Source organism: Pseudomonas capsici (assembly GCF_017165765.1).
In the GTDB taxonomy this organism is placed as follows: domain Bacteria; phylum Pseudomonadota; class Gammaproteobacteria; order Pseudomonadales; family Pseudomonadaceae; genus Aquipseudomonas; species Aquipseudomonas capsici.
In genome coordinates this window covers 514,132-537,899 of the sequence record NZ_JAFGZD010000001.1, presented here as the reverse complement: position 1 = coordinate 537,899, position 23,768 = coordinate 514,132, and the positions used below count along the sequence as shown (strand labels likewise).

22 protein-coding genes are annotated in these 23,768 nt (G+C 60.0%); 2 read left to right on the top strand and 20 right to left on the bottom strand.

Going from position 1 to position 23,768, the window contains the following annotated elements:
• Positions 1-115: 115 nt before the first annotated feature.
• Positions 116-553: a helix-turn-helix domain-containing protein gene (locus tag JSY17_RS02290; RefSeq protein ID WP_117180751.1), complete on the top strand. Its 438-nt coding sequence runs from the start codon at positions 116-118 to the stop codon at positions 551-553.
• 53 nt (positions 554-606) lie between these two features.
• On the opposite strand, the gene JSY17_RS02285 is transcribed toward JSY17_RS02290, so the two are convergent.
• From JSY17_RS02285 to JSY17_RS02250, 8 genes are all read right to left on the bottom strand, one after another.
• Positions 607-3,042: a TonB-dependent receptor gene (locus JSY17_RS02285; protein ID WP_117180752.1), complete on the bottom strand. Its 2,436-nt coding sequence runs from the start codon at positions 3,040-3,042 to the stop codon at positions 607-609.
• Positions 3,043-3,107: 65 nt separating this feature from the next.
• On the bottom strand, positions 3,108-4,082 hold the full coding sequence (locus JSY17_RS02280) for a FecR domain-containing protein (RefSeq protein WP_206401323.1): 975 nt from the start codon (positions 4,080-4,082) through the stop codon (positions 3,108-3,110).
• Positions 4,079-4,600 (bottom strand): sigma-70 family RNA polymerase sigma factor, encoded by a 522-nt coding sequence (locus JSY17_RS02275; RefSeq protein ID WP_206401321.1) that lies wholly within the window; start codon positions 4,598-4,600, stop codon positions 4,079-4,081. Before JSY17_RS02275 ends, JSY17_RS02280 begins: the two co-directional genes overlap by 4 nt.
• Positions 4,601-4,782: 182 nt before the next feature.
• On the bottom strand, positions 4,783-5,748 hold the full coding sequence (araH, locus tag JSY17_RS02270) for an L-arabinose ABC transporter permease AraH (protein ID WP_162880495.1): 966 nt from the start codon (positions 5,746-5,748) through the stop codon (positions 4,783-4,785).
• Between the two features lie 41 nt (positions 5,749-5,789).
• Positions 5,790-7,316: an L-arabinose ABC transporter ATP-binding protein AraG gene (araG, locus tag JSY17_RS02265; protein ID WP_206401319.1), complete on the bottom strand. Its 1,527-nt coding sequence runs from the start codon at positions 7,314-7,316 to the stop codon at positions 5,790-5,792.
• Positions 7,317-7,367: 51 nt separating this feature from the next.
• The gene (locus JSY17_RS02260) at positions 7,368-8,372 is read right to left on the bottom strand and encodes a substrate-binding domain-containing protein (protein WP_117167631.1); all 1,005 of its coding nucleotides are present in this window, start codon (positions 8,370-8,372) and stop codon (positions 7,368-7,370) included.
• Positions 8,373-8,495: 123 nt separating this feature from the next.
• On the bottom strand, positions 8,496-9,314 hold the full coding sequence (locus JSY17_RS02255) for an SDR family oxidoreductase (protein ID WP_201014459.1): 819 nt from the start codon (positions 9,312-9,314) through the stop codon (positions 8,496-8,498).
• Positions 9,315-9,343: 29 nt separating this feature from the next.
• Positions 9,344-10,216 (bottom strand): SMP-30/gluconolactonase/LRE family protein, encoded by an 873-nt coding sequence (locus JSY17_RS02250; protein WP_117180758.1) that lies wholly within the window; start codon positions 10,214-10,216, stop codon positions 9,344-9,346.
• 210 nt (positions 10,217-10,426) lie between these two features.
• Here JSY17_RS02250 and JSY17_RS02245 point away from each other — a divergent pair, with 210 nt between their 5' ends.
• The gene (locus JSY17_RS02245; protein ID WP_200998601.1) at positions 10,427-11,575 is read left to right on the top strand and encodes an aldose epimerase family protein; all 1,149 of its coding nucleotides are present in this window, start codon (positions 10,427-10,429) and stop codon (positions 11,573-11,575) included.
• A 48-nt stretch (positions 11,576-11,623) separates the two neighbouring features.
• Here JSY17_RS02245 and JSY17_RS02240 read toward each other — a convergent pair whose 3' ends face one another.
• The 12 genes from JSY17_RS02240 to JSY17_RS02190 form a co-directional block, all read right to left on the bottom strand.
• On the bottom strand, positions 11,624-12,517 hold the full coding sequence (locus tag JSY17_RS02240) for a metal ABC transporter substrate-binding protein (protein ID WP_117180760.1): 894 nt from the start codon (positions 12,515-12,517) through the stop codon (positions 11,624-11,626).
• A gap of 12 nt (positions 12,518-12,529) precedes the next feature.
• Positions 12,530-13,399 (bottom strand): metal ABC transporter permease, encoded by an 870-nt coding sequence (locus tag JSY17_RS02235; RefSeq protein WP_206401317.1) that lies wholly within the window; start codon positions 13,397-13,399, stop codon positions 12,530-12,532.
• Positions 13,396-14,145, bottom strand: coding sequence for a zinc ABC transporter ATP-binding protein AztA (gene aztA, locus JSY17_RS02230; protein WP_206401315.1), 750 nt, complete (start codon positions 14,143-14,145; stop codon positions 13,396-13,398). The genes JSY17_RS02235 and aztA overlap by 4 nt, the downstream gene beginning before the upstream one ends.
• Positions 14,142-14,273 (bottom strand): hypothetical protein, encoded by a 132-nt coding sequence (locus tag JSY17_RS25825; protein WP_260409093.1) that lies wholly within the window; start codon positions 14,271-14,273, stop codon positions 14,142-14,144. The genes aztA and JSY17_RS25825 overlap by 4 nt, the downstream gene beginning before the upstream one ends.
• 122 nt (positions 14,274-14,395) lie before the next feature.
• The gene (gene metC, locus JSY17_RS02225; protein WP_206401313.1) at positions 14,396-17,155 is read right to left on the bottom strand and encodes a cystathionine beta-lyase; all 2,760 of its coding nucleotides are present in this window, start codon (positions 17,153-17,155) and stop codon (positions 14,396-14,398) included.
• A 42-nt stretch (positions 17,156-17,197) separates the two neighbouring features.
• Entirely contained in the window at positions 17,198-17,791 is a 594-nt protein-coding gene (locus JSY17_RS02220; RefSeq protein ID WP_117180764.1) for a cysteine dioxygenase family protein, read from the bottom strand.
• A gap of 140 nt (positions 17,792-17,931) precedes the next feature.
• Positions 17,932-18,768: an amino acid ABC transporter ATP-binding protein gene (locus JSY17_RS02215; RefSeq protein ID WP_200978782.1), complete on the bottom strand. Its 837-nt coding sequence runs from the start codon at positions 18,766-18,768 to the stop codon at positions 17,932-17,934.
• Positions 18,755-19,543, bottom strand: a complete 789-nt coding sequence (locus JSY17_RS02210; RefSeq protein WP_206401309.1) for an amino acid ABC transporter permease — start codon at positions 19,541-19,543, stop codon at positions 18,755-18,757. Before JSY17_RS02210 ends, JSY17_RS02215 begins: the two co-directional genes overlap by 14 nt.
• Entirely contained in the window at positions 19,533-20,267 is a 735-nt protein-coding gene (locus JSY17_RS02205; protein ID WP_117167642.1) for an amino acid ABC transporter permease, read from the bottom strand. The genes JSY17_RS02210 and JSY17_RS02205 overlap by 11 nt, the downstream gene beginning before the upstream one ends.
• Positions 20,264-21,481, bottom strand: coding sequence for an aminotransferase class I/II-fold pyridoxal phosphate-dependent enzyme (locus JSY17_RS02200; protein WP_206401308.1), 1,218 nt, complete (start codon positions 21,479-21,481; stop codon positions 20,264-20,266). Before JSY17_RS02200 ends, JSY17_RS02205 begins: the two co-directional genes overlap by 4 nt.
• The gene (locus JSY17_RS02195) at positions 21,478-22,899 is read right to left on the bottom strand and encodes an FAD-binding oxidoreductase (RefSeq protein ID WP_206401306.1); all 1,422 of its coding nucleotides are present in this window, start codon (positions 22,897-22,899) and stop codon (positions 21,478-21,480) included. The genes JSY17_RS02200 and JSY17_RS02195 overlap by 4 nt, the downstream gene beginning before the upstream one ends.
• On the bottom strand, positions 22,896-23,735 hold the full coding sequence (locus JSY17_RS02190) for a transporter substrate-binding domain-containing protein (RefSeq protein WP_117180770.1): 840 nt from the start codon (positions 23,733-23,735) through the stop codon (positions 22,896-22,898). Before JSY17_RS02190 ends, JSY17_RS02195 begins: the two co-directional genes overlap by 4 nt.
• Positions 23,736-23,768 lie beyond the last annotated feature (33 nt).

The window sequence follows — 23,768 nt, the reverse complement described above, 5'->3', positions numbered from 1 at the left end:
CAGTTAAGTATTGATGCGCTGTTGCGAACCTATCTGCACGCCACTATGCCCCTTTCCAGATCCCTTACAGTTCTGCCCAGGTCTTGAACAGGCGCTTTTAAAGAGGACCACCGACATGCCCGGAATTGGCCCCCGACTCAAAAGAGAACGAATAAGACTCAAACTCTCACAAAGCGCACTCGGCGCCATCGGAGGCGTTGAAACCAATGCCCAGAGTAATTACGAGAACGGTATACGCTCTCCCAGAGCCGATTATCTGGCACGGATATCGGACGCTGGCATCGATGTAACCTATGTCGTCACGGGATTCAGCCTTGAGCGCCCTCTCCAGAGCCTGGAGATCCATGACAGCTCCGAACGGCTGAGCCGTGTCGTATCGCGATTGCATAAAAATCTGCATGAAGTCACGCAGAACATTTACCACATGGCTCGACTACTTGAGTCCCATGAAAATGCAACGATCAAGTCGCAACTGGATAACATCAAGGCAGAAGCGGAAGCCATTACCGTAGCGGCTGTACGCCTGATCTACGTGAGTTCGAAGTTGAGTTGACCTCCTGAAAGCAAAACGGCATTCGGTTGAAACAGAATGCCGTCGTAACCGGTTTAAAACCCGACCGTTGCCGACACCAGATAAGTCCTCGGTGTCGATAGCGTCAGACCTGCGGCACTGTCAGATGAGGTTGCCGCCGAGGCCCAATAGGTCTTGTCCAGCACGTTTTCTACAGAAGCGCGTAACGTGACCGGATTGTCGCCCAACTTGAAAGCATAACGACCACCGACGTCATAACGTTCCCATGAATCGATTTTCTGATTATTGGCTGCATCCAGATATTGCGATCCCGTATGAATGGCGCGGGCGGTCAGGGTCAGACCTGGCAGGCGATTGATATCCCATTCCACTCCCATATTGGCATTGACCTCGGGCGAGCCGGTGCCGCGATTGCCATCGAAAGTACCCAGCGCGGTTTTGGTCTGCTCACTGTCGAGCAACATGACGCCACCGAGCAGCCGCACACCCGACAAAGGCTCACCGAACATGTTCAGCTCGACTCCCTGATTGCGTAATTCGCCATCGGGTTTGAAGTTGCCCTGGGCATCGGTGATATAGGCAGGCTGTTCTATGCGGAATACGCTCAGGCTGGTGCCAAAAGTGCCATGGTCATATTTAACGCCGACTTCCGTCTGTTTGGACTTGTACGGTGCAAATACTTCATCGCTATTGGTGGCCGTGGTGGGCGCGGTTTCGCCCTGGCTCAGGCCCTCCATATAGTTGGCGTACAGCGAGATCGAATCGGTGGCCTTGATCACCAGCCCCATGGCCGGAGAAGTGGCGCGCTCGTCATAGCGCTGCCCCAGAGCGCCATTGGAATAACTGTCCACCTCAACCCGTTGCAGGCGTGCCCCCAGCGTCAACAGTACCCGGTCATCGAAAAAGCTCAGGGTGTCGGCCAGCGCGACACTGGTAAACAGGTTCTCGGTATGAGTCGAGGTATCGAAACGGTTCGGCGTGCCCGGATAAGGCAGAACGACCGGGTTGTAGAGATTGCTGGTGCGAGGCTGATAACGCTCGCCTGCGTTATCGAACTCGAAATCGAAACGATTGAGGCTGATGTTCAGCGTATGCCCTACCGGGCCGGTATTGAACCAGCTACGGGCACCGACCGTGAAGGTCTTGACCTCTTCGTCACGCCGGAAGGTACGCGGGGTCACGGTAAAGTTGCCACTGCTGGTGGTGACCGGAACGGTATGACGCAGGAAGTCATAGTTGCCTTTGCGGGCACCGGCTGCGGCATAGACCATCACCGAATCACTGAGATCGAACTCGCCGCGCAGCGCGCCGAAGGAATCCTTGGAGTGGGAATACGTCCAGGGCTGGGCGAAATTGCGACGAATATCCCTGGCTCTGGGCATGGCGATACCGGCTGCCACTTCGACCCGCTCGATGGGCGCATCGGCATAGCGCTCCTGCTCGCCGAGATCCAGCGACATGCGCATCCGGTCTTCACGCCAGTCCAGCCCGACGACCGAGGCTTCACGCTCGACCTTCTGGTGATCCCACTCGGTATCGCCGGACTGCCGTACCCCGTTGTAACGCACGCCGAAGCGCTGGTTTTCGCCAAAACGGCGACCGATATCCACATGCCCGCCAAACTGCCCGGCCGAGGCGAAGCTGCCGGTGAACTCGGTCAGCGGTTCGCTGCCGGCCCGCTTGGGCTCGATATTGATATTGCCGCCCACGCTGCCGCGCGGCACGATGCCGCCCAATAACGCACCCGGCCCTTTGAGAATATCGACCCGTTCGACCATTTCCATGTCGATGGAGTAAGTCGGCAGCACGCCATACAACCCGCCAAACGACACATCACTGTTGAACAGGCTGAAACCGCGAATCGAGAATTGCTCGAAACGTCCGCCTGCCGGGTTGGTGGTACGCACCGACGGGTCGCTGGCCACCATATCGCCAAGAGTACGTGCCTGCTGGTTCTTGATCGTGGTGCTGGTATAGGACGTCTGGTTGAATGGCGTCTCCATGAAATCACGATCGCCCAGCATGCCCTGGGAACCGCTGCGGGCGACCTGGCCACCGGCATAAATATCGCCCTGCCCGTCCAGCCGACTGCCGTCGATGGACGTATTGGGCAATACCATGGAACCGTTCTCTGCCACAGGTGCAGGCACCAGCGTGTAGGACTGATTACCCAACGGTTGCAGTTGCAAACCGGAGCCTTGCAGCAGAAGCCCGAAACCTTCGTCTACGGGGTATTCGCCATTCAGACCTTTGCTGTTACGCCCCGCCACCAGCGCCGGGTCAACCGAAAGACTGACGCCGGACAGCGCGGCAAAACGGGTCAAGGCCGCGCTCAGGCTGCCGGCCGGAATCTGATAACTGCGACGCACCGACTCTTCGGCCTGGACCGAAGCCACCAATAGCGGCGCGGCACTCAGGCCGAGCACCACGCCAGCCTGACAACTCATATGCAGCAGCGGGGCCATGCCGAAACGGGCAAGGCGCAGGCGACGCAAGAAAACTACGGGCATTGGAGCACTCTCTTTTTGTGTTCACTTGAGAGGGATGACAAGCGACGGCAAAAAAAGGGACAGCATCAGACGGAAATTTTTCGAGGGGCAAGCGTGACCCAGTAACGGGTACGTGAATGCACCTGCACAGGCAGGCTGGCCGCCAGCAGATCCAGGATGCGGTCGGTATCGTCCAGCCGGAACGATCCGGTGACTCTCAAGGTTTCCAGCTCGGGCTCCCAGCGCAGAATCCCGGGCCGGTAGCGACTCAGTTCGGCCAGGAAACTGCCCAGCGGCCGGTTTTCGACAGTCAATACGCCCTGGCGCCAGTCCGGTTGTCGGGCATCGAAGTGCTCGACCGGCGTAACCCCCATGGCATTCAGGGCCGCCCGCTCACCCTCCTTGAGGCGCAAGGTTGCGCCCTGCATCGACAGCAGATCCACGCTGCCACTCATAACGGAAACCCGGCAACGGTGCTCGTCCTGACGAATGCAGAGTTCGGCACCGTTGGCGATGATCTGGCCCAAGCGGGTCTTGACCGTCACAGCCGGGGCATTGCCTGCCATGCTCAAGGCAACTTCGCCTTCGATCAGCAACAACTGGCGTCGACCGTCCCGGAAATCCAGATTCACGGCACTGGCAGTATTGAGCTGCAACTGGCTGCCATCGGGCAAGCGCAAGGTCTTGCGTTCGCCGGTTGCAGTGCGCAGATCGGCACGCCAGGCTCTCACGGGCAACTGACTGCTGATCATCCAGCCGGTGGGAATCAGTGCTGCAATGACCAGTGCATGCTTGAGCATCGCCCGACGCGACGGCTCGTCTCGCTTGAGATCTGCCCGGTCGAGGCTGGCCATGGCCAGTTCGGGCGGCAGTTCGGCAAAGCGCTGGCGCAGGCCCTGTGCCCGTTGCCAGACCTTTTCGTGGCTTGGGCACTGCTCACGCCAGCGCTTCAGTTGTTCGTGCTCCTGGGCACTGGCCGTTCCGGACTCCAGCAACGCCAGCCAACAGGCTGCCGCGTGAGCCACCTGCCGGGCCTGCTCGTCACTTGCGCGGTCATTCATGATTCGGCCATCAGGCAATGGGCATAAGCCTGTGCCATGTAGCGTTTCACAGTGCGCTCGGACACCTCCAGCCGAAGGGCGATCTGCGCATAGCTCAGGCCTTCAAGCTGCGACCAGAGAAACGCGCGACGCACCATCATCGGCAAATCGTCGAGCAATTCATCCAGGGCCTGCAGGGTCTGCAGCAGAATCCAGCGTTGTTCGGGAGACGGAACGCACTCTTCGGGCAGTGTTGCCAAAGCCTGCAGATAAGCCTGCTCAAGACTGCGACGCTTGTAGTGATTGATCAGCAGCCGCTTGCCCACGGTCACCAGATAGGCACGCGGCTCACGCAGATTGGTCAGTGATTCGCTCTGCCAGGTAGCCATGACCCGCAAGAACGTATCCTGACTCAGATCGGCCGCATCCCAGGCATTGCCCAGACGGGACCGCAGCCAGTTTTCCAGCCAGCTACGATGATCACGATAGAAATTGTCCAGGCCAGGCTGCACACCCGATGGCCCTGCTGCATCACTCATTCAAAGGCCACTCATGACAGCGACTTAAAATGAGAATCATTCTATTTATTTAATGAGAGGTAGCCAACCTGTTTCTTGGGACCAGTTCAATCCGTGGGAGGGGCCTTGGCCGCGACATCTGAAATGCACTGAACTGTCAGTTGGTCGTCGCGGCCAAGGCCCCTCTCACACGTGCAAGTGATTCAGCGCCGCTTCAACCTGTCGATAATCACTGCCAGCAGCAGGATGGTGCCGCGAATGACGTACTGGTAGAAGGTGTCGATGTTCTTGAGGTTCATCGCATTCTCGATGATCGCCAGAATCAGCACCCCGGCGATGACGTGACGGATCATGCCGATACCGCCACTGAGCGATACACCGCCGAGTACACAGGCCGATATGACCGTCAGTTCGAAGCCCTGGCCGATCATGGGTTGCCCGGAGGTCATGCGTGACGCCAGCACGACACCGGCCAGGGCACCAATCAGGCCATGTACGGCAAAGATGATGATCTTGGTCCGGTCGACATGCACGCCCGCCAGCAAGGCCGCCTCCTGATTACCGCCGATAGCCATGGTGTTACGGCCATAGGTGGTGTAGTTGAGCAGCCAGCCAAAGAAGATAAAGCAGACGATGGTGATCAGGATCGGCACCGGCACGCCATAGAACTGGCCATTACCGAAGACGAAGAAATCCTCGTTGGAAACCCCTACCGCCTTGCCGTTGGAAAAGATATACGCCAGCCCGCGAACGATCTGCATGGTCGCCAGCGTCGTGATCAGCGCATTGATACGCAGTTTGGCGATGACGATGCCGTTGATCAGCCCCACCAGCAGGCCCATGGCCAGGGCAGCGCTCACTCCCAGGAATACGCTGTCGGTGTCGCGAATCACGATCCCGGCAATCACGCCGGCACAGGCCAGTACCGAGCCGACCGACAGGTCGAAGTGCCCGGAAGCCAGGCAATACAGCATGGTGCAGGCAGCAATGCCCACCGTGGAAATCGCCAGGCCCAGCCCGCGCATGTTCAGGGGCGACAGGAAGTTATCGATGAACACCGCACACAGCATGAAAATGCCCAGCGCGGCCAGCAACATGACCCATTCATCGAGAAAGCGGCGCATATTCACGCCCTGACGGGGAGCCCGCAGGCTGGTTTCGGTAGACATACGCACCTCTTTTTTATTGTTCATGGTCGCAGACCAAAGGTTCAGCCCCGTGAGCGGGGTAACGCCAGTTGTAGAAGTCGCGACTCATCGGCCTCGTCGCGGTTGAGTTCGCCGGTGATCGCACCTTCGCTCATGACCAGAATGCGGTCGGAGATACCCATGACTTCCATCAGGTCGCTGGACACCACAATCACTGCGATACCTTGTGCCGCCAGGTTATGGATGATCTGGTAAATCTCGGATTTGGCACCGATATCGATGCCTCGGGTCGGCTCGTCCAGCAGCAGGACTTTCATCGGCATCGACAGCCAGCGACCGAGAATCGCCTTTTGCTGGTTGCCACCGGAGAGAAAGACAATCTGCTGATCCGGCGAAGGCGTCTTGACGTTCATCGCCCGAATCTGGGTTTCGGCGTTCTCCCGCTCCCAGCGTCCCTGCAGCAGACAACCCAGGTTCACATGCCGTGGCCGGGCACCGATATTGATGTTCTCGGCGACACTGGAAAGCGGCACGATGCCTTCTTTCTTGCGATCTTCCGGGCAAAGCAATATGCCTGCAGCAATGGCGTCTCGCGGGGATTTGAGGGTCAGCGGCTTGCCGTCCAGTTGCAGCGAACCTGCCTTGCTGCGGGTCATGCCGGACAGCAGTCGAAACAACTCGGTACGCCCCGCCCCCACCAGTCCGAAAAAGCCCAACACTTCGCCCTTCTCGACGGCGAAGCTCACCGGCTCCTGCAACCCTGGCCCGAGCAGGCCCGTGACTCGCAGACTGGGGCCTTGATGCTCACGGGGCCGATAATTGTAGATGTCCTGAATATCGCGGCCGACCATGCAGGTCACCAACCGGTCATGGTCAAGCTGCGCCATGTCCTCGAAGGTACGCACGAAACGCCCGTCCTTGAATACCGTCACGGCATCGCAGATGCGGAAGATTTCTTCCATGCGATGTGACACGTAAAGAATCACCCTGCCCTCATCGCGCAACCTGGCAATGATCGCCATCAGGCGGTCGATCTCCCGCGCCGAAAGGCTGCTGGTAGGCTCATCGAAAGCAATGACATGGGCATTGCGCGACATGGCCTTGGCAATTTCCACCAGTTGCCGCAGCCCGAGAGACAAGTCTCCCAGGCGCATGCCCGGATCGATTTCGTCGGCAAGCCCCTTGAGCAGTTCCGTGGCCTGACGCAGCATGAGCCGACGATTGATCATCCCCAGCCGGTTCGGCATATGCCCCAGCAGCAGGTTCTCTGCCACGGTCATTTCCGGCACCAGATGCAGCTCCTGGTGAATCACTGCGACACCCGCCGCAATGCTGTCTGCGGTGGATCTGAACTGGTGGGTATTCTCACCGATCTGCAAGGTGCCGCTGTTGGGCTGATAGGAGCCGCCCAGTATTTTCAGCAACGTGGACTTGCCCGCCCCGTTTTCGCCCATCAAGGCATGCACGCTGCCCGGATGCGCCTGAAAGCTGATGTCCGACAGCGCCTTGACACCGGGAAAGACCTTGCCGATGCCATTGAAGCGCAAGGCGCCACCGGCCGATTGCTGTTGCTCGATTGCCTGCTGCATGAATCCGTCCTCTTCACTCGCGAAGGGGCCTGAGATCAGGCCCCCTTGAACTCACTTCCAAAGACCGATCTTGGTCAGCACTTCCTGGAAGTTGGCTCGCGTAATGAGCGTCACGTCGTCCATGGCGGTGTACTTGGGAGGCTCTTCGCCGGTGGTGACCCATTTGAACATCTGGTAGGCGGTGTCATAGCCTTCCTTGTCCGGGCTTGGCAGCATCGAGCCGAAGAAACCGCTTTCCTTCTTCTTCAGTTCATCGATGGCGTCAGTGCCATTGATGCCGATACCGATCACATTGGCCGGTTTGAAGCCATTGGTGGCCGTGGCACGCACCCCACCCAGCACGGTGTTGTCGTTCATGCCGCCGATGATCAGGTTCTTGGCGTTGCCTGGCAGTTTCGGCAGTGCCGAGTTGGTGGCATCCATACTGCCCGGCACATCAAGGGTCTTCTGGGCGGTGAAGAGGATATGGCTTTCCGGCAGTCCGGCCTTTTTCAGCGAGTCCACCGAACCGTCGGTGCGCTTCTTGCCGGTATCCAGCTCGTTGTAGGTGTTGATGATGGCGTAGGTTTCTTTCCAGTCCCAATTGCGGTTTTTCGCCTCGGCTGCCATGGCCTCGCCCTGCTTCTGGCCAACCTCGAAGGCAGCCATGCCCAGATACGGCACGTCCTCCATGAAGTTGCCCTTGGCATCGACGAAACGATCATCCACCGCCATGACCTTCAGCCCCAAAGCCTTGGCCTTGGCGACAATCGCAGGGCCGAGTGAGACGTCCGGCGGACAGATGACAAAGCCCTTGGCACCGTTGGCTGCCAGGCTGTCGATGGCTGCCAGGGTTTTCTCGCCATCGGGCACGGCAATCTTGAGCACCGTGAAACCGTGCTCCTTGCCCGCCTTGTCGGCAAAGGCCCATTCGGTCTGGAACCAGGGTTCTTCGGGTTGTTTGACCAGAAAGCCGATTTTCACTTCTTCGGCAGCGTGGATGATGCCACTCATCCCGAGAATGGCGGTGGTGACGGCGGCGCAGCATAGGGAGCGAATCCCGTGGCGACTCAACATAGCTAACTCCTTATTGTTATTGAATAGCTACAGCGTCCAGCGATATGGCGGTTTCGGGTTCTGCGAACCCTGACCAGCCAAATAGTCATACCATATTGCCAAAAACGACAATATAACCGAGTGTCACTCGTGATAAAGCACCGAGCGCCCGCCATCGATCATGATGCAACTGGCGTTGATGAACGGGGCCTCATCGGTGGCCAGGAACAGCGCGGTCATGGCCACTTCGATGGGCTGGCCGATACGCTTGGGCGGATGCAGGTCGAAGGCGCGCTGCCGCTCGGCCTGCGGATCATCGAAGCCGTTCCAGTAATCGACATTGAGCTGGGTTTCGATATAGCCCGGCGCGATGGCGTTGACGCGAATGCCCTTGGGCGCGTATTCGATACCCAGGGCGCGTGTCAGGCCCAACAGGCCATGTTTGGCGACCGGATAGGGAAAGCAACCGGGAATGATGTTGCTTGAATGGGTCGAGGCGATATTGATGATGTTGCCCGCGCCCTGCTCCAGCATTTTCGGCAAGACACTGCGGCAGCCATACCAGGCACCATCCAGATCGATGGCGAAGCAGCGCTTCCAGTCTTCGTCGCTCATTTCCAGCGGGTCGCGGAATACATTGACCCCGGCGCAGTTGATCAGCACATCGACCCGGCCAAAATGTTCGATCGCCAGATCCACCATGCTGCGCCACTGGTCCTGTTGCGTGACATCCACCTTGAGTGCGTGGACCTCGGCACCCTGCCCGCGCCATTTGGCCGCCACCTGTTCGACCTTATCGCCCTGCACGTCGCTGATGATCAGCCTGGCCTGCTGCGCCTGGAAGCACGCCACGATGGCTTCGCCAATCCCCTGGGCAGCGCCGGTCACCAGCACTACCTTGCCTTTGAGGCGTTCACCGCGAACCGGCTCGGGAACCGGGGGTAACGACAAAGGTATCGCCATGTTCAACTCTCCTTGGATGCAATGAAAATTCAGCCGGCAAAACGTCGGCAAACCTGCCCGGCAACGCCCACGTCAGCCTTGAGCAGCGCACCATCGAACTGACCATGGGCATCGGCCGGGGCGGCGCTGGTGACGTAGAGCGTAGACAGGTCGGGACCGCCAAATACGCAACTGGTGGGATGGCTGACAGGCAGGTCGACGATGCGGTCGACACAGCCATCGGGGGCAAAGCGGATCAGGCAGCTTCCGCCCCAGCGGGCATTCCAGACGTATCCTTCGGCATCCATGGCCGAGCCGTCCGGAACGCCACGAGGATGCTCATGTGCCCAGACCTCACGCTCGCCCAGGCTCTCGTCGGCCAGAATCGGGTATTGATAGATGACGCCATCGAGGCTGTCGGCGCTGTAGAGCACTGTGCCCTGGGCATTCCACAACAGGGTGTTGACGATGCCCTGCCTGTCCAGCAGGTGCGTGACCCTTGCATTCGGGTCTACACGAAACAACCCACCGGAACGGCGTACCAACGGCAAGTCGCCGCCTTCGTCGTCCAGATTGTTCTGCATGCTGCCCAGCCACAGGCGGCCCTGAGCGTCGCAGCGGGATTCGTTGGCGCGGTTGCCGGCCACCGGATCGGCTACGCACAGCAATGAAATGGAGGTTCTGGGCGACTCGAGGTTCAAGCGGTATACGCCGCTGGCCAGGGTCACCAGAGCATCGCCCTTGTCGGTGGGGATGAAGGCGGAAACCGCTTCGGGCAGACGCCATTGGCTGTATTGACCCTGGACCAGTCTGCAGGCCAGACGCCCGGCGATGTCGACCCAGTACAAGGCTTGCTGCTCAAGGTCCCAGAAAGGGCCTTCAGCCAGTTTGAAACGGTGCTCGGATAGCGGCTGCCATTGCATGGACGGTGTCCTTTTTTATTTTTCTTAGGAACTGCCTCTACTAAATAGTATTACGATTTATTTTTCAAGCGGCTTTTTATCGTCTATAAATCCTTGCATCGGATTAAAACCGATCAAATAGTCTTACCAATTTGCTGTCTGACAGCAGAATCCAGTGATGCGTTGCAGCACCTTCTCCTTTCACAACAACAATAAAAGTGAGTAGAACAGATGAAAAAGCACGCTCTTCTCAGCAGCCTTGGACTGTCACTGATGATCACCACCCTGACCGCACAAGCCGCCGCACTCTCCGCTGAACAAAGCCTCTTCGGCAAACTGCCCGATGGTACGCCCATCGAGAAGTACACCCTGCAAAACAGTCACGGGCTGCAGGCCAGCATCATTACCTATGGCGCTACCCTGCAAGCGCTCAAGGTGCCGGACAGGAACGGCAAGGTCGAAGATATCGTTCTGGGCTTCGATGACGTGCAGGGTTATCAGGCCAACGGCACCGTGTATTTCGGCGCGACCATCGGTCGTTTCGGCAACCGTCTGGCAGGCGGCACCTTCAAGCTGGACGACAAGACCTACCGCGTCCCGCTCAACGACAAGACCAATGCACTGCATGGCGGCAATCAGGGTTTCGACAAGCGTATCTGGAAAGCCGAAAGCATCAAGGCCGACGGCTCGGTCGGCGTGAAGCTGAGTTATCTGTCGCCCGATGGCGAGATGGGCTTTCCCGGCGCGCTGCTGACAGAAGTCATCTACAGCCTCAACGACCGAAACGAGCTGAAGATCGACTATCGCGCCACCACCGACAAACCTACGGTGCTGAACCTGACCAACCACAGCTATTTCAATCTGGCCGGCGCGGGCAACGGCGATATTCTCCAGCAGGTGGCCACCCTTCACGCCTCGCGTTACACACCGGTCAACGACAAGCTGATCCCTACCGGCGAGCTGGCCCCGGTGGCCGGTACACCCATGGACTTCCTCAAGCCCACGGCTATCGGCAAAAACATCAAGGCCGACCATCAACAGCTCAAATACGCCGAACCCGGACAAGGCGGGTTTGACTTCAACTGGGTGCTGGACACCAAGGGCGACGTCAGCAAGCTTGCGGCAGAAGTCAGCGATCCGCAGTCAGGTCGTCACCTGCAACTGTTCACCACCGAACCGGGCGTGCAGTTGTATACCGGCAACTTCCTGGATGGCAGCATCCATGGCAAGGCAGGCAAGGTCTATCCGCACTGGGGTGCCTTCACCCTGGAAACCCAGCACTATCCCGATGCCCCCAACCAGCCCGCCTTCCCCAGCACTCGACTGGACCCGGGAAAGGTTTATACCCAGACCACCATCTTCAAGTTCCTGAATCATTGAAACCTGTTTCTATTGGTGGGAGGCGGCTTGCCGGCGACTGCATCACGCTTATTTGCCCTTCATAGCCGCCGTCAGCTTGTCGACGTTATAGCGGAACATCTGCACATAACTGGCCGCCGGACCATCCGGCGGCGACAGGGCTTCAACGTACAGCTCACCGCCCGGTTGCGCTCCGCTGGCATCGGCAATCTGCTTGACCAGCCGCGGATCACCGGAGTTCTCGAAGAAATAGGCCGTCACGTGCTCGCTCTTGATCTGGCGGATCAGCTTCGCGACATCTGCCGCCGAAGCTTCCGACTCGGTAGAGAAACCCAAGGGCGACAGGAAAGTCACGCCATAGGCATCGCCGAAATAACCGAACGCATCATGCGAGGTGAGGATCTTGCGTTTCGATTCGGGCACCGACTGGACCTGCTCACGGGCGTAAAGGTCCAGTTGCTGCAATTGCACGATATAGCGTTGGCCATTGGCCTCGTAGACGCTGGCACCTTCAGGGTCGGCCTTCTTGAGCGCGGCAATGATATTGCGCACATAGATCACCCCGTTGGCTGCACTGTTCCAGGCATGAGGATCGGTGATGAGCTTGCCGTCTTCCTGCATGTAACGGGTCTTGATGCCATCGGACAGCACAACCGGCTGCCCCTTGTAACCGGACGCCTTGATCAGGCGATCCATCCAGCCTTCCAGATGCAGGCCGCTGACGAAAGTAAGGTCAGCGCTCTTCAGGGCCTGGGCATCACGTGGAGTAGGCTCGTAGACATGAGGGTCGCCATTGGGGCCGATCAGCGAGGTCACATGAACCCGGTCGCCGCCGACATTGCTGACCATGTCGGCAATCACCGTAAATGAAGCCACTGCCTCCAGAGGCTTGGCCTGGGCCAGACTTGCAAACGCCGACAGCACAATCGCTGCCATCGAGCTCAACATCATCAATCGTTTCATGACATGCCCTTTTCAGTTGGCCAGGTGAGGTTTGGGAAACAGCCGACGCAAGATGCCCGTGCGGCCGAACAGCAGGGAAAAACCATAAAAGACACTGGCGGTCAGAACGATGGCCGGCCCCGAAGCCACGCCAAGGTGATAGGACACAATCAGGCCAATCAACCCCGAAACGGTCGCCAATAGCGTCGAAATCAGCATCAGGGCGCTCAGCGAGCTGGCCCAGAACCGTGCAGCCGTGGCGGGCAGCATCATCATGCCCACCGCCATCAGGGTGCCGAGCGCCTGAAAGCCTGCCACCAGATTCAGCACGACCAGCAGCAGAAACAACACGTGGTACAACGAACCCATACCGCCAACGGCGCGCAGGAATCCCGGGTCGAAACATTCGAGCACCAGCGGACGATAGATCGCCGCCAGCAGAATCAGGGTGAATGACGCAATGCCGCCGACCATATAGATGGCGCTGTTATCAATGGCCAGAATGGTGCCGAACAGCACATGCAGCAGATCGACGCTGGAGCCGTGCATGGAGACAATCAAGACGCCTGCAGCCAGGGAAGTGAGATAGAAACTGGCAAAGCTGGCATCTTCGCGCAAGGCGGTCAGGCGGCTGACCAGTCCCGACAGCAAAGCCACGGCCAGCCCGGCAATCAGGCCGCCAATCCCCATGGCAGGCAGCGACAGCCCTGCCACCATGAAGCCCAGTGCCGCGCCCGGCAAGACCGCATGGCTCATGGCATCCCCCACCAGACTCATGCGCCGCAGCATCAGCAATACACCTACAGGACCCGAACCGACGCCCAGGGCGAGACAGGCCACCAGAGCCCGGCGCATGAAGCCGAATTCGACAAAAGGCTCGATCAGCGTGGCATACAGCATCATGAACGCTCACCATCGCTGTCGCAGACCTGGGCATCGGCACTCCAGAACTCCGCCATATTGCGCGCCCGCCGCAGGTTGGCAACGCTCAATACCTCGGCTGTCGCCCCCCAGGCAATCGCCTCGCGGGCCATCAACAGGGTTTGCGGAAAGTGCTGACGAACCTGATCGATATCGTGCAATACCGCGATGACCGTACGCCCCTGACCATGCCAGACCCGCACCAGCTCCAGCAGGTCTCGGGTGGTGCGGGCATCGATGGCGGTGAAGGGTTCGTCCAGCAGAATCACTGAGGCGTCCTGCAATAACAGCCGTGCAAACAGCACCCGCTGGAACTGCCCGGAGGACAGAGAACCAATGCTGCGCCCCTCGAACCCCTCCAGGCCTACGGTTTTCAGCGCATCCTGGGTGAGCCGGGCATGGTTGCGAGTCAGGCCACGAAACGGACCGATGCTGCGCCAGGCGCCCATGGCCACGGTATCGGCCACACTCAAGGGAAAACTGCGGTCGATCTCGACCGCCTGGGGCAGATACCCCAGCGTGCGAGTCGCCAGGCGGCCGCGATCCACATGCCCTGCGGCTGGCTTCATGGTCCCGGCAATGGTCTTGATCAGCGTGGACTTGCCCGCACCATTGGGACCGACGATAGCGGTCAGGCTGCCAGCCTCGAAACGACCACTGATGTGATGAACCGCCGGACGGCGTTCGTAGGCGACAGTCAGATTATCCAGAGCAATGGCCGCGCTCATGGAATGGCCACCGACCAGGCGATGGCCAGCCATAACAGCAGCAAGATACAGAGAGCCAGCAGGACCCGCTTCAAGGCCGATTGAGCCAGAACGGAACCTGCGACAGAGGGAGCGCGGGGAGCTTTCACGGATGGGTAACCTGCAACGATTCGTTACAGTATTACATAGGGAGAGCGAATTTTGTTATGAAATAACATTTATAAGGCTACAAGCTACAAGCTTTTGACTTGCGGCTTGAAGCTTGCGGCTTTCAAACTTCCCCCAACCCCCTTTGCAAATCCTCGATCAACGCCCCCACATCCTCCAACCCGATATGCAGGCGCACCACCGGGTTGAGCAGCCTGTCAGCTTCATTGTCGCGGTCACTGACGTTGGCCACGGTGATCAGGCTTTCGTAACCGCCCCATGAAGCGCCGAGGCCGAACAGTTGCAGGGCGCCGATAAAACGCTCCAGTTGGCCCGGATCCGAAGATTCGAACTCAAAGGACAGCAAGCCGTTGCTGCCGGTGAAGTCGCGCTTCCACAGAGCGTGGCCGGGATGGTCCGGCAAGGCCGGATGGAAAACACGCCGGACCTGCGGTTGCTCTTTCAGCCAGTGGGCGACTTCAAGTGCCTGACGTTCGTGGGTTTCCATGCGTGAGGCCAGGGTGCGAGCACCGCGCAGGATCAGATAAGCATCATCGGGGCTGACCGCGCAGCCGAAGGTGTCGCTCATGCTGCCCAGTGGTTGCCAGACTTCCTCGCGGGTGCAGACGCTGCCCATCACCACATCGCTATGACCGCACAGGTACTTGGTCAAGGCCATGATGGAAATGTCCGCTCCCAACGCCAGCGGGCGATAGAGGTAGGCCGAACCCCAGGTGTTGTCCACCGCCAGGAGAATGTTTCGCGGTCTGCACAGCGCGGCAATGGCTGGCAAATCGCAGAGTTCATAAAGCAAAGAGCCCGGCACTTCGGTGTAGACCATGCGGGTATTGGCCTGCAGTTGCGCCTCCAGCCCCTGGCCGTCGGCCCTGAAATAGCTGACCTGAATGCCGAAAGGCTCAAGGAAGTCACGGGCCACACGCCGCACCGGGGAATACACGGCATCGGTTATCAGGACATGATCGCCGGGACGCAGATAAGCCAGAAAAGTCTGCGCCACCGCTGCAAGGCCCGTGCTGAACAAGCGGGTGCGATAGCCGCCCTCCAGCTCTGTCACCAGGTCTTCCAGCGCAAACCCCGTCGGGTTGCCCCGCGCTCCATAGCTCAACAGACGCTCGGTATCGCGACGCTTTCGAATATCACGCATCTGCCCGAGGCTGTCGAACAGCACGGTGCTCATGCGTGAAACCGGTACATTCACCCCGCGCACGCCACTGCCCTTGGCCGTCCGCCCGGCATGAACTAGCCGGGTCCTGACCAGAGGATCGTGTGACGGGCGCTCAGGCTTTTTTGCGGTTAACGGCTTGAGACTGGCAATTTCCTGCTCGGTCATCTGCCCCAGCAGACCGATTTCCCAGGCCAGGTACTGCCGGGCAGCGTCCTTGTTGCCGGAATGCCGGTCGTGAGTGAAGAACAGAAAGTCGATGCACTGCTCGTCCGCCAGACTGGCGCTGTCTTCATGCAGCGCCAGCCCGGCGGCTTGCCAGGCCTTGATCCCGCCGTCCAGCAGACGCACCTGCCGACGTTGCGCCTGCGGCAACTCGTTTACCGCCAGTTGTGCCAGAGCCGGATCATCGGCAATCAGCACCAGCGGTCGGGACTCATCGGCGACGGCAGCAGCCAGCAGCGGACGGATCGACCAGCGCGAACCTTCGATATGGCCTTTGCGAAAAGCTGTGCTCGAACGCAGGTCGACGAGCGCCACGGCGTTATCCTTCAAGGCATCGGCCAGCCCTTGCACATTGATGCCCGGCAAGTCCGGCCACACCTCCGCTTCAGCGACAGGCAACGACAAACCACTGCTCACGCCAGCCTCCAGCACACAGGCATCGTGCCCCAGTTGCCTGAGCCAACTGGCGACAATCGGCGCACGAATGCCTTCGTCGTCCAGCAGCACCAGCCGCGCCTGACGCACGCCGATGTACAGGTCCGTGGCCTGAATCAACTGGCCGCCCGGCGTATGTTGCGCACCGGCCAGAGAGCCTGCCGCAAACTCCTCGGCAGTCCGCACATCGCACAGAAACAGGCTGCGCCCGCTGTCTGCAGCCCAACGGGTAACCTGTTCGGCACTGACCGTCTGCACCCCTGCCCGCTCGGCCAGGGCCTGGGCGGCATCCCGTTGCCGGGCCAGCGATTCGGGCGATACGGCATCCGGGTAACGCCGGGTGCTGCCATGTTCCAGTTGCAGATCGGCCAGATACCAGCCCTGGGTTCCGTTTTCCAGGGCATAGACCGGGTTCTTGACCCCGAGATCGATCAGCGTCTGCGCTCCGATGATGCTGCGGGTACGTCCGGCACAATTGACGACGATCGGCGTATGTTCGTCGCGGACCAGCTCCGGCAGCCGATAACCCAGCTCGCCATTGGGACAACATACGGAACCTGGAATGGTCATCTTGCGGTATTCGTCGAACGGCCTGCCATCCAGCACCACCAGAGATTCACCCTGGGCCTGGCGCTGCGCCAGTTCGGTGGCGCTGATATGTGGCGTATGACGAGCCTCTTCCACCAGCTCGCCAAACGCCTTGGACGGCACATGCACTCCCGCAAACAGTTGCAGACCTGCGGCCTGCCAGCCATCGGCACCGCCTTCCAGAATATGCACCTGACGATAGCCGAGTGCTTCCAGACGCGCGGCGGCCCGTGCGGCGATATCGCCGCCATCCTGGTCATAGATCACCAGCCGCACGCCAGGGTTGGGAGCCAGGCGGCGGATATCCAGTTCCAGGCGGCTATAGGGCAGCGTGACCCCATGGAACAGATGGGCTTCGCCGTACTGGCCATGCTCACGCAGGTCGAACAGGGCAATTTCCTGCCCGTCGAACAGCCATTGTTGTAGTTGGGCCGCGGTGGTGGTCTGGCTCATGGGGTGGCTCATCAAAAGTGAAAGGGGAAGCTGTGCCGACGATCAATAGGCCTGAATCGACGGTGCCATCTGTGAAGCGTTGTAGTTCAAGACACGGCCTTCTTCGTTGACCCCGAAACGCCCATTGAGCGATTCCAGCGGACGGCCATACAGGTGGAAATGCAAGGTCGGTTCCTCACCCGTGACCTTGATGCCATGCAGGTCTTCGCCCAGGAAACCGATAGGCGTGCCTGGCTGGACGATGACTTCCTTTTCCAGTTCCAGACGAGCGAACGCCGGGTCACTGCCATCGTCGGTACGCGCCCAGACGTAATTGATCTCCTGGCCTTGCACGGCAACGATCACCGCCCAGGTTTCATGGTTATGGGGCAAGGTGCTTTTGCCCGGCAGCAGCGAGTTCATGTACAGGGTCGGAGTTTCGCCATCGTCGTTCAGGCGATAGCGGAAGGCTGTTTCGCCCTGCCCCGGCACCGGCGCAGGAAACGCGCTGAAATTGAACAGGTCATGACGGCCTGCCAGGTCTTCCAGCAGCACGATGATTTCCTTCAAGGCCTCGCGGTCTACGCCGCGCTGGTTGATGACACGGATCTGCTGAAGAAAGTCTTCGATCACTTGGGCTCGGTTTGCGTTGCTCATCAGTTAACTCCCGGTGGTACTCAGGACGGTAAACGTAGGAGCGCGCTTGCCCGCGACGACAGTGGTGCAGACGATAGAAATGTGTTGAGTTCACACACGTCATCGCGGGCAAGCGCGCTCCTACAGCGGTGGTTTTTTAGTTATACGGACAGGCTGTAACGGCTGATATTGCTCAGGGCAAACGGGTCGGCAGACACCGGCGGACGACGCCCGGAATCACCCAGCGCATGGCGCAAGAACTCGCGTGTTCGCTCGCTGTTCGGGCGCTGGAAGATCTGCTCGGCGCTGCCGTGCTCGACGATCAGGCCGTTCTCGGTGAAATACACCACGTCGCTGATTTCTTCGGCGAAACGCATTTCATGGGTCACCAGCACGCAGGTCATGCCCTCTTCGGTCAGTTCGCGGATCACGGTCAGCACTTCACCGACCGTTTCCGGGTCCAGGGCCGAGGTCACTTCATCGAACAGAATCAGTTCCGGGCGCATGGTCAGGGCACGGGCAATCGCCACGCGTTGCTGCTGGCCACCGGACAACTGCCCCGGATAGGCATCGGCCTTGTGCTCCATACGCACCTTGGCCAGCAAGGCCCGCGCCTGTTTCTCGGCTTCGGCACGCTCGATCCCCAGCACCTTGCGCGGGGCGATCACCAGATTTTCCAGCACCGACAGATGCGGAAACAGGTTGTACTGCTGGAATACAAAACCCACGCGCTTGCGCAGTTCGATCCGCTCGGCTTCGCGGGTCAGGGCATGAACCTCGGTGTTTCCCACACGAATGGTGCCGCGCTGGGTCTGCAACAACCCGGTAATACAGCGCAGAATGGTCGATTTACCCGAGCCGGACGGCCCGATGATCGATACTGCCTGGCCGCGCTGCACCTCCAGATCGATGCCCTTGAGCACCAGATTGCTGCCAAATGACAGGTGCAGGTCGCGCAGACTGACCAGAGGCTCGGCCCCGGATTCAATAGAAGGCATAACGTCGCTCCAGGCGTTGGGTCAGGCGGGAAATCGGGTAGCAATAGGCAAAGAACAACACCAGCAGGCTGCAATAGATGATCACGGTGAAGCCGGTCTGGTTGACGGTGTTGCTGGCAATCTGCGCGGTATCGATCACGTCATGCACACCCACCAGCGAAGCCAGGGCCGTGCCCATGGTGATGACGGCATAGAGGTTCATCCAGGGCGGCAGCATGCGTTTGAAGCACTGCGGCAGGATGATCGAAGTGAAGATCTGCCCGCGAGTGAATGCCAGCGAACGTGCGGCCTCCCATTGGGTGCTGGGGATCGACGCCACGGCCCCCCGGAAGATTTCCGCGACATTGGCGCTGGCCGGCAAAGCCAGACCGATGGTGACCTTCACCCAGTCGGGAAACGAGATATAGGTACCGCCGATCCTGATCTCGAACGGGAACACGTAGGTGGTGAAATAGATCAGCACCAGCCAGGGCGCATTGCGAAAGATCTGTATCCAGATCCGCGCTGGCAGACGCAACAGCCAGAAAGGCGACATCCCCAGAGCGCCGACCAGCAGCCCGAACACCGTGCCCAGCCCAATCGCGACCAGACTGATCAGAATGTTCTGGCCAAAGCCCGTGGCCAGGGCCGGCGACCACTGTATCAAGGCCAGGAATACCGGGCTGTCCGGCGCACCGAAAATCAGCCAGGCAACCGCCCCAGCCAGCAGGATCAACGCCAGCAAATGACGACGCGGCCACGCGACGGGCGCGGCAACCGATGAATCAATGGCCATAACCGGGCATCCTCAGGCGAGATTCCAGGGCGCGCCCTGCACAGTTGACGACAAAGCTGAGCAAACCGAAAAAGCTCAGGATCAGAATCATCAGTTCCAGCACGTTATCGCTCTGGGTCCAGATCATGATCGCCGCATAGGTGATATCCCCCACCGCAATGGCCGAAGCCACGGCCGTCATCTTCACCAGATCGATCAGGTTATTGATCAGCGACGGCAAGGCAAAACGCAGAGCCAGTGGCAACTGCACGTTCCACAGCAACTGACGACTGTTGAAGGCCAGGGAACTGGCGGCTTCCAGCGTCACGGAAGGAACCGCTTCGATACCGGCCCTCAAGGCTTCGGCATGGAAAGCGCCCTTGTGCAGGGAGATCACGATCACTACCCAGGCAAAAGGCGTCAGCGGATTGGCCGTGCCGATGGCCTGGGTCAACAGCATGTTCAGTACCAGAAAGGCGCAATACAACTGCACCAGGGTCGGCGTGTTGCGGGTGACTTCGATAAAGACTCTGGCAGGCGCACGCAGCCAGGACTTGCCCGAGGTCAGCATGGCGGCCAGTGCAACACCGACAAGCAGGCTGCCAATGATCGTCAGCAGGCACAGCAGCAAGGTGGTCAGCGCGCCATCCACCATCGTGCCCCGCTGATAGGCATCCAGCACAAAGGCGTAGTTCAGGCCAAACCCGGCCGTCCACTGTACAAAGGATTCCAGCCAGTGGTTCATGACGCCTCTCCCGCGCTCAACTGCCCACAGGCACGTGCAATACGCTGTCCGGCTTCGATCACGGTGGCAGTGGCCGTGGCAATCGACAGGCGAAACCACGGCGACAGGCCGTAAGCGCTGCCTGCGACACCCGCCACACCGGACTCCAGCAGCCAGGCCACCACATCGGCATCGTTTTCCAGGCGCTGCCCATCCGGGCGATAGCGCCCCAGCAGCCCGGCGCAACGCACGAAGACAAAGAAGCCACCCTGGGGCACCAGCACCTCAAGGCCATCGACGCTGCTCAGGGTTTCAACCAGCAAGTCGCGGCGCTGCCGGTACGCCGCCACGTGTTGCGGCAGAAACCCCAGCCCACCTTCGAATGCCGCCAGGGCCGCAGCCTGCCCCACCGATGATGCGCCGGAGGTCGATTGCGATTGCACCACGGTCATGGCCGTAGTCAGTTCCTGCGGTCCGGCCCCGAAGCCGACCCGCCAGCCGGTCATGGCATACGTCTTGGAAACACCGCCCACCAGCAGGCAGCGCGGCTGCAAGTCCGGTGCGACGTTGAGCAGGCTCTGGGCCGGTTGCCCGTCGAAGCGAATGTGTTCGTACAGCTCGTCCAGCAACACCAGCACGTGCGGATGACGACGAAGAACATCAGCCAGCGCCGACAGTTCCGCTTCGCTGTACACCGCACCACTGGGATTGCCCGGTCCGTTGAGAATCAGCCAGCGCGTGCGCTCGCCGATATGACGCTCCAGTTGCTCGGGAGTCAGCTTGCAGCCCTGCTCCAGGCCGCATTCGATGAATACCGGCTCGCCGCCGTTGAAACGCACGCTGTCCGGGAATGATGGCCAGTACGGCACCGGCACCAGCACTTCGTCGCCGTCATCCAGGGTCGCGGCGAAGGCATTGAAGATGATCTGCTTGGCCCCGTTGGCAATCACGATGGAAGCCAGGGGATAGTCCAGAGCATTTTCGCGTTGCAACTTGGCTTGCACCGCCTCGCGCAAGGCCCGTACACCGGGAGTCGGCGTGTATTTGGTGGCACCGGCGGCAATGGCTTCGAAGGCTGCCTGCTTGATGTGTTCGGGGGTATCGAAATCCGGCTCGCCGGTCGTCAGGTCGAGAATATCTACCCCGGCATCGCGCAAGGCGGTAGCCCGGGACTTGGCGGCAGCGTTGGCCGACAGCGAGACGCGCTGCACGCGCTTTGACAGACCGATGCTCATGCTCGGGCCTCCAGTACCTTGCCCGGATTGAGCAGGTTGTGCGGGTCCAGTGCCTGCTTGATGCGGCGCATCAGATCCAGTTCCACGGGGCTTTTATAACGGGACAGCATGTCCAGCTTGCGCTGGCCGATGCCGTGTTCGGCACTGATCGAGCCGCCATGGGCGTGGGCGCTGTCGTGCACCAGCTCGCTCAGTTCGGCGTAACGGGCCATATGCGCCTCGACAGTGGAACCCAACGGATGCGCGACGTTGTAGTGCAGGTTGCCATCGCCCAGATGACCAAACGTGAAGTTGCGTACCCCGGGAAAGTGCCGCTGCAACAAGGCATCGGTCCGGGTCACGAACTCCACGACACGGGAAATCGGCACCGAGATATCGTGTTTCATATTGCGCCCGGCACGCCGCTGGGCATCGCTCATGTTCTCGCGCAACTGCCACAGCGCCTGACTCTGGGCCAGACTTTCGGCAATCAGGGCATCGCTGAGCAGATCGACTTCAAAGGCATCGCTCAACACCTCTTCAAAACTCTGCCGTGCATGGTTTTCACTGTGGTTGTCGGACAGCTCCAGCAAGGCGAACCAGGGATAAGCGGTATCGCCAAAGGGTTGCGGCCCCTGGGGAAACTGCTCGCGCAGCAAGGTCAGGCAATCGGCCGAAAGCAGCTCGAATGCGGTCAGGCTTGCCCCGAACCCGGCACGGGCGTGGGACAGGAAACGTACTGCCTGGGCCAGCGACTCGAAGGCCAGAAATGCGGTGAGCCGGGCCTTCGGCAGCGGGAACAGCTTCAGGGTCGCAGCCGTGATAATGCCCAGCGTGCCTTCACTGCCGATGAACAGATCGCGCAGGTCATAGCCGGTATTGTCCTTGCGCAGACCACGCAGTCCTTCCCAGATTTCGCCCTGGGCCGTGACCACTTCAAGTCCCAGGGTCAGTTCGCGGGTATTGCCGTAGCGCAGCACGGCGTTGCCACCGGCATTGGTGCCCAGATTGCCGCCAATGGTGCAACTGCCTTGCGCCCCCAGACTCAACGGGAACAGGCGGTCGGCCTTGCGAGCCTGGTCCTGAAGGTTTTGCAGGATGCAACCGGCTTCGACAGTCAGAGTGTCGTTGTCGGTATCGATCTCGCGCACACGGTTCATGCGTTCCAGCAGCAACAGAACCGCCTTGCCGCTGGCATCCGGGGTTGCAGCGCCCATCAGCCCGGTGTTACCGCCCTGCACCACCACGGGTGCAGCATGGGCGACACACAAACGCACCACCGCGGCAACCTCTTCGGTATTCGCCGGACGCACGACCGCCGCCACTTGTCCGACATAGCGACCCTGTCTGTCGGTCAGGCGCTCGCTGGCCTGCTCGCCGGTCTGCACATGACTGGCACCCAGCAACTGCTGCAATGCCTGGAACAGCCCGTCACTCATGGCGTGACAGCCAGCGGTGCAGCGTTCCGGTATTGCTCATGCAGGTCATGCAAAGCCTGGGAAGGAGCCATGCCGGTACGGTTACCCAGCTCGATCAGCCAGCCACTGCGATGCCAGTCACGGACAATCGCGTCCAGGCGGGCCTGAGTGTCTTTCTCGCCCTTGCGCACCCAGATCACCGATTTGGACGGGATCAGGTCCGTGGCCAGAGGAATCTCGAAACCGGACCATTCGGCATCGGCCAGCAGGGTGTGCATGGTCGGGCTGACATGCACTGCCGCTACGCAGCCATTGCCTCGCAACGACAGCAGCGATTCGGACTGGCTGCGAAATGCCTTGATCTGCGCGCCGTAGACTTCCTGCAACGGCTTGATGAAGTTACTGCCCTGGGACACACAGACCGGTTTGCCCTTGAGGTCTTCCCATTTGCTGATGCCCGCGCCCTTGCGAATCAGCGCTGCGCCGCCAACTTCCTCGTAAGGCGTAGGCACGTAGTCGAGAATCTGCGCACGCTCTTCAGTCAACTGCATATTGGCGATCAACAGATCGACCTTGCCCTGCTGCAGGAACTGCACGCGGTTGGGAGCCAGCACCGAGACGGTTTCCAGCTCCACGTTCAGGCGTTTGGCGATTTCCCTGGACAATTCGACGTTGTAGCCTTGATGTTCACCGGTCTTGGGATCGATGGTGCCGAACGGAGGGCCGCTGAGGATCACACCGATACTGATCTTGTGGCGCTCCTGAATCTTGTCCAGGGTCGCGTCGGCACTGGCCAGCCCGGCACACAGGATCAACCCCAGTGCGCTCAGCGTTCTGGCTTTAAAAAATCTGCTCATGGGAGCCGTCCTTGAAGGGCCGACGCCAGGAGC